This window comes from Candidatus Endoriftia persephonae (genome assembly GCF_023733635.1).
GTDB lineage: Bacteria > Pseudomonadota > Gammaproteobacteria > Chromatiales > Chromatiaceae > Endoriftia > Endoriftia persephonae.
Genome location: NZ_CP090569.1, coordinates 514,947 through 528,798, shown reverse-complemented (window position 1 = coordinate 528,798; position 13,852 = coordinate 514,947). Strand labels below are relative to the sequence as shown.

The window sequence follows — 13,852 nt, the reverse complement described above, 5'->3', positions numbered from 1 at the left end:
GGTTTGCATTTAGCAGATATACCTTCGAGAGTGATGGTATTTACCGCTTCCGGCCTCTGTAACGGCAGCCTGCCAGGGATCTTTAACCCCTCCCCTTATAAAAAGACAGCTCTGCACTCACTGATAACGATTTGTTTTTAATGAATAATCAAACATTCCATGAGAAAGGCAAAAAATGGAACCCAGGAACACCATTCCCCTCATGGTTCAGCTAAAACTCTCTAACTACCCCGCCGGCTTCAGCAGTTGGCGCAACACCTCATCAGAGAACAGCGCCTGCATCCACTCCTCCAGGTGATCTTCCAACATATGATTCTCCCGCACCCAGGCCCGCATCCGGTCGCCCTCGTCAGCCAGAGCATCCGGCTCGTGGATACGTTCGCGAATCGCCTTCTCCCAGGCTCCCGGCTTATTGGGTAGACAGGTTGCCGGACTATTGCGATAGGGCTCCACATCAGAACAGATTACCGGCCAACCAAGGGCCCCATACTCAAGCAGCCGCAGGTTGCTCTTGCCCTCATTGAATTTATTGTGCTCCAGCGGAGCAATCGCCAGATCCAGATTCAGGCTGGCGAGCTTCTGCGGATAGTCGACGAATGGCACCCCGTCGTGGTACTCATCCACCAGCGGCCGCAGCGGAGTCGGGCACATTCCCATAAAGACCCATTCCACCTCGTCCTGCAACGCCTCCATTACCGGCCGGATCAGCTCCAGATCCCCCCGGTGCTGGGCGGCACCGGCCCACCCTACCCGTGGCTTTTTACCCTGGCCACGCTTCGACTCCAGACTGCCCCAGCGCTGCGTCTCCAGCCGGTTCGGCATCACCCAGATATCCTCGATAAAGTCCTGATAGACCTCCCTCAACGGCTCGGTGGTGACGATCAGCCGATGACAGTGCTTCAGCGCCCGCCGCACCCGCTTCCGCATATCGCTGGGCAAACGGTTCTTCTGCCCGCCCTTCTGCGGCAGGTGAAACAGGTTGTCATCGAGACTAAAGACCAGAAAGGTATCGGTGTACTTCCGGTAGAGATCCAACCAGCGGATCATCAGATCGTTGATGCCGTGCAGCACAAACAGGCTGTCCGGCGCAGCGCGGGCCATCTCAGGCAGGCTCGGCACCCGGGTGCGTTCCCGCCCCTCAGAATTGGGCAGTAGCGAAATCTGCGCCAGCGCCGCCTGCTCCAGCGCCCGCAACGGCGCTCGCACCCGATACTCACCGCCACCACCGGAGTTGACCGGATAGGCCCAGACCCTGGGCCTGGGGTGAAATGCCGCTTCCCAGGTCACATCCATCTCGGTCTCGGGCTGGACCTCTTTGTGCAGCAGGCTCAGATTGGGGTTGAAGGCCGGATCATTGGCCAGCGCCGGCAGGTGGCGCGACACCAGCGCCTCCTGGCTGCGCGCCACCATCTTGACAAAGCTATTGTCGGCATAGCTGTGGATCGTCTGCCGTCCAAAGTGCACCAGACTGGCAAACGGCGTCCAGATCACCTTGTAACCGGCCGCCTTCACCTTCAGACAGAGGTCCACATCGCTGTAACGCACGCCAAAGTGCTGCTCATCCAGGCCGCCCACCTGATCGAACAGCTCATGCCGAATCAGCAGACAAGAACCGCTCACCGCCGAGTACTCCTGGGCCACCTGCAGCCGCCCCATGTAGCCATCTTCACGCATCGAGATGCCGACGAAGGGTGAGCCGGCATCTCCGCCCATGCCGAGCACCAGCCCAGCGCTCTCGATCCGCTCACTGGTGTAGATCAGGCGCGGCCCGACCACCCCAACCTGCGGTCGCAGCGCCTGCGCCAGCAGCCGCTCCAGCCAGTTGCTGAGCACTACCATGGTGTCGCTATCAAGGAACAACAGGAAATCTCCCTGGGCCTGCTGCGCCGCCCGGTTGCAGATCGCTGAGTAGTTGAAGGGGGCATCGTCGTGCAGCAGCCGCTGCCCGAGAATCATTTCGCTCCAGCTGCCGGACAAACTCCAGCAAGCTTGGCTCACGGCTGCCGTTGTCTACCAGCAGCAGCTCGAAGTTGGCATAGCTGCTCGTCTCCAGCAGGGTATTGATCGCCGGTTTGGTGATCCCCTCCAAGTCGCGGAACGGCAGAATGATCGAGACCAGCGGCTCGCTCAGCAGCGGATAGTCGACAAAAAAGGTGCCAAAGCTGATGCCATTCTGCACCTTGGCATCGATATCACAGCGTTGCAGATGTGCCAGCAGCACCTGACAACGCGCCTCCACCACCGCCGCCTCATCCCGTGCCAGCTGGTAGCGATCCTGACGGTGCAGCAGCACCTTGGGGATATGCAGCAGGGTCTCTGCGTCCGCCCGCTCCGCCAGCTTCAGCGCCAGATCGTACTGCGCCACGCCCGGCTCCACGGCATAACCACCCAACGACTGCAGCAGCTCGCGACGCACCGGCAGAAAGGCCCCCAGATAGGGCATGGAACGCAGCAACTCCAGGTTGAATTCCGGCTTGAATAGCGGGTTGTAGCGCTGGCCGTTGTCGTCGAGCCAATCCTCATCTATGTAGAGCAGTTCCGCCTGGGGATGGAGATTGATGTAGTCGCCGCAGGAGATCAGCGCATCCGGGGCGAGCCTGTCACCGGCGGCGATCAGCGCCACCCAATCGGTGCTGGAGTCGGACAGCACCGCATTGATGCCTTGCATCAGATTCCCCTCCACCTGCACCCACTCGACCATATCCAGCTCATCGAAAAACCCACCGGGTGAGGGCTGCTGTGAAACCACACTCAGGCCCCAGCCGGAGTAGAGCTGCTGTGACAGACTATCCAGAGTATCGGCAAGCGCCGCCTCTTCGCCCTTCTGAAAGGGCAGCAGCAGATGAAAACCAGGATTCACCCGCCACTCGGTCATCATGCGCTCCGCGTGGTACTGGGCCTGGCTTTCGGTCAGCTGATGCTTCTCCACCCACTCCGCGTAGCACTGATTCATGTCAGCATGAAAGGTCGCATTCAGATCGCGCTCCAGCAGTGAACTGTAGACCTCCCGATAGTTTTCGATCTGCGCCTCTACGGTACATTCCTGCAGCACTCGCTCACGTGCGCTCAACAGCATGCGATGACGCAAATGAGGGTCGTTGATCAGGTTCTCAATCGCTTCACGCCAGGCATCCTCGGTATTTGGCACCACAAAACCGCCGCGGCCATCCTGTACACTGAGATAGGGAGTGAGATTGGAGTAGACCCCCACCGCACCGGCTGCGGTATATTCGATCCATTTGATGTTGCTCTTAACCCGATTGAAGTCGTTCTCCTGCAGCGGCGCCAGGCCGATATCCAGCCCCAACTCCGGCAGTTTCGCCAGATACTCTTCCAGGCTAGAAAAGCGCTCCACTCGATCGGCCAGCCGCTCCAGCTTGGGGGTGACACAGCCGACGAATACAAAGCGCACCCGCTTGCCGTACTTTTTGTGGATACGCAGCAGCGCCGGCTCGATCATCCGCAGATCGGCCAGATGGGTCACAGTGCCAACATAACCGATAGTCACCGGCTCTTGGTCACGCAGCGGCGGTGCCTGCGTCGGAATCAGCGCCGCCGGATGCACCGTCGGCAGCACACTAATGTTCTTGTTGTAGGGGAGATAGGCCTCCTTCAGCGCCTCGGTGGAGACAATCAGCCCGCTCGCCTTGCCAATGAAATCGAGCACATGGGCGCGAGTCTCCAGGCCGATGCCGAAGGCATCGTGTCCCTCCGGCACCTTGGTGAAGAGATCATCGGTCTCATAGTAGACCGGCTTGCCCGACCGCAACATCCGATCCAGCACCCCACTGTGTTCCGGGCGGGGAAAGTGGCGCTGCACCACGATCACATCAGCGCGCTCGATGGCCGATTCGTCCACCTCACAGACCCCCTTCGGGTTATGCGTCGCCCAGATCGGCTCGATCAGATCGGCCATGTAACTAAACGGCTCACGCACGCGGATCTTCCAGCAGACATCCCGTTCACCATCCTGCACGAAAAAGGCAATCTGCAGACGCTGATCCGCCAGCAACGGGGCCTCAGACTGACTATCATCCGTCTCCTGCCGCAGGAGCTCTGACTCCGCACCCATCGGTGCCTCCACCCGCTCCAACAGGGCGGCTGGTTCATACGCTGTCTCAGGTGTCGTCGCCGTAAGCGGCGATGCTGCCTCTCCCTCCGCCGGCGTGGCAACTGCCTCAGGTCCAGCCAGCGGCAGCGGTTCCGCCCGCACCACGAACTGCAGGGCGCGAAACTGCTGCCACTCCTCCCGACTGAGATTCTTCAACACCATATTGCCCAGATCTACATCCCGGCGCTGTTCGTCTTCAAAATCGAGATCAGGCGTCACCCCATCCCAGCGACTCTCCCAGCAGGCGACACGGTAGCCGGTCTCGCTGAAGAGCTTTTCGATCTCCTGACGGGTGAAGAAGCGGATGTGGGTCCAGTCGAGCAGCCCCTCATCCCGATAGGTCCAGCTACCGCCGGCCAGCTCACGCAGCAACCCGGCGTTGCGCGAGTTGGGGATGCTGGCGATCACCTGGGCATCGTCAGTGAGGAAGGGACGCAGCTTGTGCAGCATCAGCCAGGGGTTGTAGAGGTGTTCCAGCACATCGGCGGCGATGAAGGTGTCGATGCTGGCCGGACGAAAACCGGCGGAGGCCAGGTCCATCTGCTCAATATTGCCCTGTACCACCCAGTCGAGCCGCTCACGGGCGATCGCCGCCGCCTGTTTATTGAGCTCAAATCCCATCACCAGCGCGTCCGGGTAGCGCTGTTTGATGGCTTGGCCGGTGGCACCGGTGCCGCAACCCAACTCCAGCACGATACGCGGCGGATGGGCAAACAGGTTGAACAGGTCGCCGCGTGGGTTTTCATAGTAGCTGCCGTGTAGCGAACTGTTCTCGCCATCCTGCTGCCAGAGTGGCGTCGGCTTTTGCACCTCAACCGGTTCCTCCGCGGGAATTTCAATCACAGTCGGCTTTTTCTGCATCTGTTGGTCTGTCACGTCTAACTCCCCTATCTCCACCACCGCCTCGCCCTGTGCCATTCTCAGCATCAGCTCCGCCACCCGTTCGAAGCAGTGGCCATCCCCGTTGGGGCCGGCGAAACGCGCTAGCGGCTGCAGCTGGCTGGGCTCGCCTTGCAGACAGGTTTCCAACACCCCCGCAAGGCTCTCCACCCGCGCCTCCTTCATCCCCACATCGGGATAGGGCGGCCCCAACAGCCATTGGGAAGGGCTAAGCAGGTTGATCGCCGGAATGCCCGCGATGCCCGCTTCAATGGAGAGGTTGGAACCGGAAGAGACCACCACATCAGAAGCCACCGTCAGCCCCTCGGTATTCTCGGTGATGTAACGGTAGGCATCCGCCGGGATGCCCAGGGCTCTGGCCACTTCCGCTGTCAATTTCTGACCAAAGCGCTCGTTCGACTCCCGATCCTTGATAATCAACTGAAAGTCGATCCCCTTGGCCCAGAGCTGCACACAGGCGAGAAAGATGCCGGCAATCAGCAGCTTATACTCACTGTGCTCAGCATAGGCGGTGGTGGTGGAGGCCCAAGTGGTGAAGTAGCCCACCCAACGCCGCTGCGGATCGAGCCGGTAGTGCTTTGCTAGCTGACTGCGAATCGAGACACGCTGCTGCGCGAGCTCCCGATAGTGGTCCCAGGCAGGAAAGCCGGTGACTTTGAGGATCGAATCGGGTGCTCCCAGATCAAGCAATCCCTCCTTGCTGTAGTCCGAGCCCACCGCGTAACAATCCGCATTCACGCAGTCGTGCACGTTGTAAGATTTGGCCAGCCCGGTGCCATGCAGCAGATGCAGCACCGGCACCCCGCGAGCCTTGGCCCACTTGACGAACAGCTTGGCGCTGCCAGTGTACTCCTCGTTGACCAGCATCAGCTCCAGCTGGTAACGCTCACGCAGCCGGTCGAGGGCCTTGACACCGATCATGCAACGATGCAAATACCCCTTCATGCCGCCAGTCAGCAGCTCGTTGACCCGCGCCGAATGCACTCCCTGTGCCTCACAAAACCCCTTCCACTGATCACAATCTAGCCCCTGCGCCACCAGCTGCGCGCGCTGCTTCGACTCCTCATCGAGCTGCAGAAACTCCTCCTGGGTCAGCGCATCCTCCACCGCAAGCAGGCTGCCTCCGGCCGCCTCAATCCCCCGCTGCAGCTCAGGCAGACAGTTGCCGCGAACCGTGATCACGGTGCAGGGACGGCGCCGCACGTACTCATACAGGGCCGCATGGTTCTTATCCCAGAGCATGCAAACAATGGCCGGACCGCTCACTGGCTCTCCTCCCGGCGCAGCAGCTGATAGTTTTCCTGGAAGCTGGCAAAGTTGTCGTACTCGCGCACATCACCAAAGTTGATGCCCTCAAACTCCAGCGCCTCCCTGACCTCCGGCAGCTGGTGCCAGCTACGGCAGATCTCGGTGGTGGTGGCATCCAGCTCCCCCATCTCACGCCATCGCTGCAGGATGCGTTGCGAGTCACTGTTGAGCAGGCCACTCAGATCACAGCCCGGCAGATGCGCTAACAGAAAACTCAATCGATGCCACAGTAGCGCGCAACGCAGATCGCTCAGATAACCGTTGAAGCGTTCCAGCCAGGCCTCATCCAGCTGCGGATTGAGCGACATCAGGGCGGCCAGATTGAGGCCACCATCAAGTGCCGTACGTTGTTGCTGCCATTGCGATTGAATCTGGTTGTCAGCAGACTTTGCAGCAACTCTCTCCAGCCGCACCCAGAGGCGGTCGCAATACTCCGGCGGCAGGCTGGCGAACAGGTCCTCCTGCAGCAGCTGCAGAAACTCCTGCATCAGCCTATCGTTGCCCACCCAGGAGAGCGCCCGCTGCCAGAGCCGCGGCGTGGTGCGATGTGCCTCGCTCGGCGGCGCCTCACAGATCAGCCGCGTCACCGTTGCGGAGTCGAACTGCAAAAAGGGACGCCCGTCGAGTAGGGTCAGGCCCTGCCGGGTCAGCGCCTGCAACTTCCGCCCTAACTCACCGGAAACCGGCTGGTCCGCACCATAGATAAGGTCACAGCTATCTGCAGATGGGATGTCGAGACAGATACGCGTGCCCTCGGCCAACCCGCCCACAATTTTTCTCAGGGTGCTCAGCCAATCATTCGCCCCCCGGTCGACCAGCTCGAGCTGTTGCCATTGAGGTGCACAGGCCTTAAGCCACTCGAGCAACGCCCGCGGATCGCTCGACTCAAAGGCTGAGGGAGCATCGGAGAGGCCCAGCCGGATCACCCCGCCCGGCATCAACTCCACCCGGCAGGCCGGCTCCTCACCGACAAATTTCCGCCAGAGTGGCTCTCTGACACGATCAAATCCGATGTTTTTTTGACTATCCATTGGAATTCATAGGCTTGGAGTGCATTTATTCAGCGCTGTCGGGATCTCGACATCAGGGCCTGCAAATCCCGTTCCCAAAACACCCCCTTCGACTCACAGACAGGCTAACGGGCCCGGACCGGGCCAGTCTCAACAAGAGAAGTGTAAAAAAACTTGACAGATCTGGGTTTTTACGTGACCCGTCGCACACTAAATCCAGAAAGCACTTTTAATTCCCTCGGATTCGCTTTATTTCATTAAGGCAAGAGGTTTTCGAGCATAAAGAAATCCTGATATTTGCCGCATACACAATAGGTTGAGAAACTAGCTGGAGAAAGGGGATGAAAAGGGAACAGGCAATTTCAGAGATGGTGCGGCGCTGCGCCAACGCAAAGGGTCATCAAGACTTTTCCATCAGTATGGCGCAACAGTTCGCCATCCATCAGTACCGCGGTGGAATCTCCGCCTTCAGGGCAATCCAGTTGGGCTTGGGCTCCCTTGACGGCCACTGTCAGATAAAACACCACAAACAGGCAATCGGCGGCTAACCTCCGGCTGATCTAGCACAACACCAATAGGAGAGCACCGTCTCAACGGATCTCCCGCACCAGTTCAAACGCCTCAGCCGCCACCACCCCCACCTGGGCGCCGCGTAGGTGAGCAAGCGCCTCCAGCGCCCGAGGCGACCGGACATGCGGAAACGGATGCATTTCCGTGTCGTAGACAGAGAGCGCCTCCAGTTTCCGCTGCAGATAGCCGTCAATCGCGACAAAGTGGTTAGGCCGGAAGGCCGGCGCATCGCTGGGTGAAAGCTCGGTACTGGAGCAGACCTCGAACGCCAGCAACCGTCGCACCGAACGCCCCGGCATCGGCCGACAGGCCGCCAGCACTGCATGGTGAGTCAGGCGATGATCAATGTTGAGATCATTGACGAAGTGGGTATAGACGATACCTGGCGCCAACTCAAACACCACTGCTTCGACCCGCTTGGTGATATCGAGCAGCTCCATGCCGTCGAACCGGTTATCCGGCAGACCGGCAAACTCGGGGGGCTCGGCGCCAAGAATCTCTGACGAGCGTCTCGCCGACTGCTGCAACCGTTCGATATCCACCGCCCGGGCCTGAGGGTCGCGCTGCGGATCGCGCGCAGTGGCCCCCTCACCAAGAATCAGGATATGCACCCGATCCCCCTCCGCCGCATGCCGCGCCAGCGCCCCACCGCAACCCAATACCTCATCATCCGGATGGGCCACCACCGCCAGCACTACATTCGACATCGCTCAACTCCCGGCCAGATCCAACCCGTTTACTACCACTCTTTACGCTGCGACAGCAACCGCAATACACATCGGATCGAATCTTGCTAGTCTTCTGACGGCAACAGCCTAAAACAACCACAACCACAACCACAACCACAACCAGACTCAGGAGCGGCAATGGTCAGGATCGGCAACAGATATATCGGCGACGACCACCCCTGCTTCATCACCTTTGAAGCCGGCCCCACCCATAACGGACTGGAGATGGCAAAACGCCTGGTGAAGCATGCCGCAGAGGCCGGCGCCGATGCAGTGAAGTTCCAGATCTTTGACCCGGAGCGGCTGGTCGCCGACAAAAAAATGCCGTTCTCTTACGAGATCCTGGTGGACCGAGAGAGTGGTCGCCTGCAGAGAGTCGAAGAGCCGCTCTACGAGATCCTCCACCGCCGCTGTCTGAGCCGCGACGAGTGGCGTGAGCTAAAGCGCTACAGTGACAGCCTCGGCCTCGCCTTCTTCTCCACCGCCTCCTTCGAGGAGGATATCGACCTGCTGGTGGAGCTGGGGTGCGACTCGATCAAGATCGCCTCCGGCGACATCAACCACCACCCACTGCTGCGCTATGCGGCGCGCACCGGTCTCTGCCTACAGCTCGACACCGGCAGTGCCACCCTCGGCGAGGTGGAGACGGCAGTGGACCTGATCCTCACCGAGGGCAACGAGCAGATCATCATCCACCAGTGCCCCTCCGGCTACCCGGCGCGACTCAACAGCATCAACCTCAATATCATCCCGACCCTGAAGCGGCTGTTCCCCTTCCCCGCCGCCTTCTCCGACCACACCCCGGGCTGGGAGATGGATGTGGCGGCGCTGGCGCTGGGCGCTAACCTGCTGGAGAAAACCATCAGCGAAGACCGAACCACCCCCAGCGTGGAGCACTGTTTTTCCCTCGAACCACCAGAGATGCACCGTTTCATCCAGACCATCCGCGAGGTGGAGATCGGCCTCGGCAGCAACCGCCGCACCCTGCATGCAGATGAGTTGAAACAGCGCAACAAGATCCGGCGCAGCGCCTGGCTGATGAGCGACGCCAAGGCTGGGCAGCATCTCAGCGAGATCGACGTGGAGTTCCGCCGCCCCGCCGGCGGCATCCCGCCAGACCTGTTTGACCAGCTCAGAGATCGTCATCTGCGTCGCGACCTCTCTGCCGGCGCGCGCCTCAACCTGGAGCACCTCAGTGACTGACGCGGTCGCCATCATCCCGGCGCGGGGCAACTCGAAACGGCTGCCACGCAAAAACATCCTCGAATTCCGCGGCAAGCCGATCATCGCCTACACTATCGAGGCAGCCCTGCAGAGCGACATCTTTGAACGCGTGGTAGTCTCCACCGAGGACGCCGAGATCGCCGGGATCGCCGCCCACCACGGCGCCGAGGTCGCACAGCGATCCGCCGAACTGAGCCACGACTCCGCCACCGTGGTCGACGTCTGCTGTGACTGGCTGAGCCGCGAACAGCAGGCCGGCCACCACTACCAGATCATCTGCTGCCTCTACGCCACCGCACCGCTACGCAACGCCACTGACGTAGCCGCCACCTGCGGGCTGTTGGAACGCGGCCGCTGCCACTACGCCCTAGCCGCCGCCCACTACAGCCACTACCCCTATCAGGCACTGAGACTGGAGAGAGACGGCACGGTCGCCCCGCAATGGCCTGAGCTCTGTGATATGCGTGCCGACCAGGTCGGCGAGCTGATCGCCGGCAATGGCAGCACCTACGCCACCTTCAGCGACGAACTGCTGCGCAGCCGCAACTTCTACGGCCCCGGCATGCGCGCCCACATCATGCCATTTCGCCGCTCGGTGGACATTGACACCGCTGACGACCTGGAATTGGCTCTCTGCCTGGCGGAGCTGGAGGCACGCCGCAGTGCAGATCGCGATCCGCGCTGACAGCGGCAGCGACATCGGCAGTGGCCATCTGCTGCGCTGCCGCGCACTGGCACTGGCTCTGCGCAAGCGGGGTGCAGCGATCGACTTCCTGCATGCCCGCCGTGACGACTTCAATAAGCACTTGCTCGGCGACTTCCCCTGCCATCTAGTCGAGGCCGAAACCGAGGCTGAAGACGCGGCCAGCTGCCGGTCCTGGGCAGCGCGCAATCGACCCGACTGGCTGCTCGTCGACCACTACGGCCTGAGCATAGAGTGGCAGCGTCAGCTGCGTGAAGTGGTACCACGACTGATGGCGATCGAGGATCTCGCCAACCGCCCGCACCAAGTCGATCTACTGCTCGATTTCACCCTGCGCAGTGATCCTGAGCAGGACTATCAGGGGCTGCTGCCGGCAGAGTGCCGCACCCTGTTTGGCCCCGACTATGCGCTGCTACGCCCGGAGTTCAGCCGACTGCGGGATCACTGCCGGATACGCGAGCGGGGAGTCAGGCGGTTGTTGCTCAGCTTCGGCGGCGCTGACGACACCAACCTCAGCGACTGGGCGCTCGATGCGCTTGAAGGGCTAGAGCTGGTGGAGGGGATCGATCTGCTGGTCGGCAGCCACCATCCCGATCTGACGGGCCTGCAGCGGCGCTGCCAGCGATCCGACCGCCGCCTGCACATCCAGACTGAAGAGGTCGCCGAACTGATGCGCCAGGCCGATCTGGCGATCGGCGGCGGCGGCATGATGGGCTGGGAGCGCTGTGCCCTGGGGCTGCCGGCGCTGATCGTCGTGTAGTCAGAAGATCAACAAGCCAATGCCGAGACCCTGGCTCAAACCGGGGCAGCACAAATAATCACCACAGACGATGCCGAGGCGCTGCGCAGGATGATCACCACACAAACAGCCGAGAGCCTCAGCGCCATGTCACAACGGGCCTTCAAGATTGTCGATGGGCTGGGCGCCCAGCGGGTGGCAGCACTTATGCTCGATACAGGAAGCAACCTGTAGCACAGCTTTCACTTTCGGCATTCATCTCAAGAGTGCCACCTCACAGCAACGTCCGGCACAACAACAGACTCCCCGCCCACAATTACCTTGCAGTTGGTCCGACAATTGCTTATTTAGCGGACAGGTCAGCAAACCACAGACAGCAGTTTCCAGTCACATGTCCACAGAAACAAACCTTAGAATTCTACTTGTCGATGAGAACAAGGGACGCTCAACGATCCTCAAGCAGACATTGGGCAAAGATGGACACGAGATAATCGCCGCTCTCCACAGCAGCAAAACCTCAGTCGCCGAGTAGCTGAGTTGAAGCCTGATGTGATCATCATCGACCTCGATTCACCCTGCCCGGTCACCTTGGAACAGATGCGCTGAATCTCCCGCGACACCCCAAGACCGGTACTCATGTTCGCCGACGATGCCGATAGCAACATCATCCAACAGGCCATAGAAGCGGGCGTCAGTGCTTATGTAGTCGATGGCTTGGCTGACAAGCGCATCAAACCGCTACTGGAGGTGGCCATCGCCCGTTTCCGCAAACATCAGTCGCTCAAGGATGAGCTGAGTCGCATCAAGACCTCCCTGGAAGAACGCAAGTTGATCGAGCGGGCAAAGGGGTTGCTGATGAAAAGCAAAGGATGCGATGAAGAGACAGCCTATCAACTGCTGCGCAAGACAGCGATGAGCAACAATCAGCGGCTGGCGGATGTGGCGCGCAACCTGATCACCTCGATAGAACTACTCGCCTAACAGGCTATCACCCCCTCTCACTGAACTGCCCCATTTTGCTCCATCAGAGGCCGCTAATGCTTCATCATGAAGCAGTCAGCGCCGGCCAACCGCTTACCAGACCTTCCCAGTCGAACACAAACACCCACTAGATAAAGGCTGGATCAGACTTATTCGTTTTTGGCACGCCCCCTGCAATGAAAGCGGCGTCATATCGACAATTATGTCGAAAACCCTACAACCCTCCATCAACGGCGATAGAGGGCTGACAAAAAAATTTTAGCTACGCACCAATGACGGTCGCGCAGCTCCGGACAAAGGCGTCCACCCAAGCACACCTCAATAGAGGTACGGCGGGTGCGACGCCTTTTTTTGTCTTTAGGCAACTGAGGAACAAGCAAGATGAAACAGTCGAACAACGGCAACCACGGTCGCCGTGGTTTTCTGAAAAAGAGCCTGCTGGCTCTGGCCACCGCCAGTGTCATCGGCGGAATGATCTTAGGCAGCGCCGCGGTAAGGGCAGAGATTGGCGACCCAGAAAAAGAGGAGCTGAAGTTCGGCTTCATCAAACTGACCGACATGGCACCGCTCGCCATCGCCTATGAGAAGGGCTACTTCGAGGATGAAGGCCTCTACGTCACCCTGGAGGCCCAGGCCAACTGGAAGGTACTGCTCGACGGCACCATCGACGGCCAGCTCGACGGTGCCCACATGCTGGCCGGTCAGCCGCTGGCCGCCACCATCGGATTCGGTACCAAGGCGCACATCATCACCCCTTTCAGCATGGATCTAAATGGCAACGGCATCACCGTCTCCAACGAAACCTGGAAACAAATGAAACCGTATGTACCGAAACAGCCCGACGGAAAATCGGTACACCCGATCAAAGCCGATGCGCTGAAACCAGTGGTCGACAAGTTCAAGGAAGAGGGCAAGCCCTTCAAGATGGGCATGGTATTCCCCGTCTTCACCCACAACTATGAGCTGCGTTACTGGCTGGCGGCCGGTGGCATCAACCCCGGTTACTACGCACCACACAAGGGCGATACCAGCGGCACCATGAAGGCCGACGCTCTACTTTCTGTCACTCCACCACCGCAGATGCCAGCCACCCTGGAGGCAGGCACCATCTACGGTTACTGCGTGGGTGAACCCTGGAACCAGCAGGCAGTATTCAAGGGTATCGGTGTGCCGGTTGTCACCGACTACGAGATCTGGAAGGACAACCCTGAGAAGGTCTTCGGCATGACCAAAGCGTTCACCGAGAAGTACCCCAACACCACCGTGCGTGTTGTGAAGGCGCTGATCCGTGCCGGCAAGTGGCTCGACGACAACAACAACGCCAACCGTCCCGAGGCGGTAAAGATCCTCTCCCAGTCCAACTACGTGGGTGCAGACTACGATGTGATCGCCAACTCCATGACCGGCACCTTCGAATATGAGAAGGGCGACAAGCGCGAAGTGCCCGACTTCAACGTCTTCTTCCGCTACAACGCCACCTATCCCTACGACTCCGATGCGGTCTGGTACCTGACTCAGATGCGGCGCTGGGGCCAGATCTCCGACCGGTATCGCCACTCGCCTGGCTACCACTAGTCA

General features: G+C 60.0%; 11 protein-coding genes. 7 read left to right on the top strand and 4 right to left on the bottom strand.

Annotated elements, in window-relative coordinates:
* Nucleotides 1-225: 225 nt before the first annotated feature.
* Genes L0Y14_RS02535 through L0Y14_RS02525 form a run of 3 tightly spaced genes read right to left on the bottom strand, consistent with a single transcriptional unit; the run spans nucleotide 226 to nucleotide 7,350 of the window.
* Nucleotides 226-1,956, bottom strand: coding sequence for a glycosyltransferase (locus L0Y14_RS02535; protein ID WP_040818438.1), 1,731 nt, complete (start codon nucleotides 1,954-1,956; stop codon nucleotides 226-228).
* The gene (locus L0Y14_RS02530; RefSeq protein ID WP_006473618.1) at nucleotides 1,850-6,277 is read right to left on the bottom strand and encodes a methyltransferase domain-containing protein; all 4,428 of its coding nucleotides are present in this window, start codon (nucleotides 6,275-6,277) and stop codon (nucleotides 1,850-1,852) included. Before L0Y14_RS02530 ends, L0Y14_RS02535 begins: the two co-directional genes overlap by 107 nt.
* Nucleotides 6,274-7,350 carry a hypothetical protein gene (locus tag L0Y14_RS02525; RefSeq protein WP_006473616.1) on the bottom strand — a complete coding sequence of 359 codons (1,077 nt, stop codon included), beginning with the start codon at nucleotides 7,348-7,350 and terminating at the stop codon, nucleotides 6,274-6,276. Before L0Y14_RS02525 ends, L0Y14_RS02530 begins: the two co-directional genes overlap by 4 nt.
* 320 nt (nucleotides 7,351-7,670) lie before the next feature.
* Between L0Y14_RS02525 and L0Y14_RS02520 the strand changes: the two genes are divergently transcribed.
* Nucleotides 7,671-7,877, top strand: coding sequence for a hypothetical protein (locus L0Y14_RS02520; protein ID WP_005966001.1), 207 nt, complete (start codon nucleotides 7,671-7,673; stop codon nucleotides 7,875-7,877).
* A 42-nt stretch (nucleotides 7,878-7,919) separates the two neighbouring features.
* Here the strand turns inward: L0Y14_RS02520 and L0Y14_RS02515 are convergent, their stop codons facing one another.
* On the bottom strand, nucleotides 7,920-8,606 hold the full coding sequence (locus L0Y14_RS02515; protein WP_006473612.1) for a PIG-L deacetylase family protein: 687 nt from the start codon (nucleotides 8,604-8,606) through the stop codon (nucleotides 7,920-7,922).
* 159 nt (nucleotides 8,607-8,765) lie between these two features.
* On the opposite strand from L0Y14_RS02515, the gene L0Y14_RS02510 reads away from it, so the two are divergent.
* The 6 genes from L0Y14_RS02510 (at nucleotide 8,766) to L0Y14_RS02490 (ending at nucleotide 13,849) form a co-directional block, all read left to right on the top strand.
* Nucleotides 8,766-9,830 carry an N-acetylneuraminate synthase family protein gene (locus L0Y14_RS02510; protein WP_006473611.1) on the top strand — a complete coding sequence of 355 codons (1,065 nt, stop codon included), beginning with the start codon at nucleotides 8,766-8,768 and terminating at the stop codon, nucleotides 9,828-9,830.
* Nucleotides 9,823-10,536, top strand: coding sequence for an acylneuraminate cytidylyltransferase family protein (locus L0Y14_RS02505; RefSeq protein ID WP_006473610.1), 714 nt, complete (start codon nucleotides 9,823-9,825; stop codon nucleotides 10,534-10,536). Before L0Y14_RS02510 ends, L0Y14_RS02505 begins: the two co-directional genes overlap by 8 nt.
* Nucleotides 10,514-11,314 (top strand): UDP-2,4-diacetamido-2,4,6-trideoxy-beta-L-altropyranose hydrolase, encoded by an 801-nt coding sequence (gene pseG, locus L0Y14_RS02500; RefSeq protein WP_006473609.1) that lies wholly within the window; start codon nucleotides 10,514-10,516, stop codon nucleotides 11,312-11,314. The genes L0Y14_RS02505 and pseG overlap by 23 nt, the downstream gene beginning before the upstream one ends.
* A gap of 90 nt (nucleotides 11,315-11,404) precedes the next feature.
* The gene (locus L0Y14_RS16365) at nucleotides 11,405-11,527 is read left to right on the top strand and encodes a hypothetical protein (RefSeq protein WP_006473608.1); all 123 of its coding nucleotides are present in this window, start codon (nucleotides 11,405-11,407) and stop codon (nucleotides 11,525-11,527) included.
* 402 nt (nucleotides 11,528-11,929) lie between these two features.
* Nucleotides 11,930-12,274 carry an ANTAR domain-containing response regulator gene (locus L0Y14_RS02495; protein WP_006473607.1) on the top strand — a complete coding sequence of 115 codons (345 nt, stop codon included), beginning with the start codon at nucleotides 11,930-11,932 and terminating at the stop codon, nucleotides 12,272-12,274.
* Between the two features lie 381 nt (nucleotides 12,275-12,655).
* Nucleotides 12,656-13,849, top strand: coding sequence for a CmpA/NrtA family ABC transporter substrate-binding protein (locus tag L0Y14_RS02490; protein ID WP_006473606.1), 1,194 nt, complete (start codon nucleotides 12,656-12,658; stop codon nucleotides 13,847-13,849).
* The last annotated feature ends 3 nt before the right edge of the window (nucleotides 13,850-13,852 follow it).

What these genes read in the sequence shown, in the direction of transcription:
- L0Y14_RS02535 (WP_040818438.1), bottom strand. Translation starts at nt 1,956, where the DNA reads ATGATTCTCGGGCAGCGGCTGCTGCACGACGATGCCCCCTTCAACTAC.
- L0Y14_RS02525 (WP_006473616.1), bottom strand. Translation starts at nt 7,350, where the DNA reads ATGGATAGTCAAAAAAACATCGGATTTGATCGTGTCAGAGAGCCACTC.
- L0Y14_RS02520 (WP_005966001.1), top strand. Translation starts at nt 7,671, where the DNA reads ATGAAAAGGGAACAGGCAATTTCAGAGATGGTGCGGCGCTGCGCCAAC.
- L0Y14_RS02515 (WP_006473612.1), bottom strand. Translation starts at nt 8,606, where the DNA reads ATGTCGAATGTAGTGCTGGCGGTGGTGGCCCATCCGGATGATGAGGTA.
- L0Y14_RS02510 (WP_006473611.1), top strand. Translation starts at nt 8,766, where the DNA reads ATGGTCAGGATCGGCAACAGATATATCGGCGACGACCACCCCTGCTTC.
- L0Y14_RS16365 (WP_006473608.1), top strand. Translation starts at nt 11,405, where the DNA reads ATGATCACCACACAAACAGCCGAGAGCCTCAGCGCCATGTCACAACGG.
- L0Y14_RS02495 (WP_006473607.1), top strand. Translation starts at nt 11,930, where the DNA reads ATGTTCGCCGACGATGCCGATAGCAACATCATCCAACAGGCCATAGAA.
- L0Y14_RS02490 (WP_006473606.1), top strand. Translation starts at nt 12,656, where the DNA reads ATGAAACAGTCGAACAACGGCAACCACGGTCGCCGTGGTTTTCTGAAA.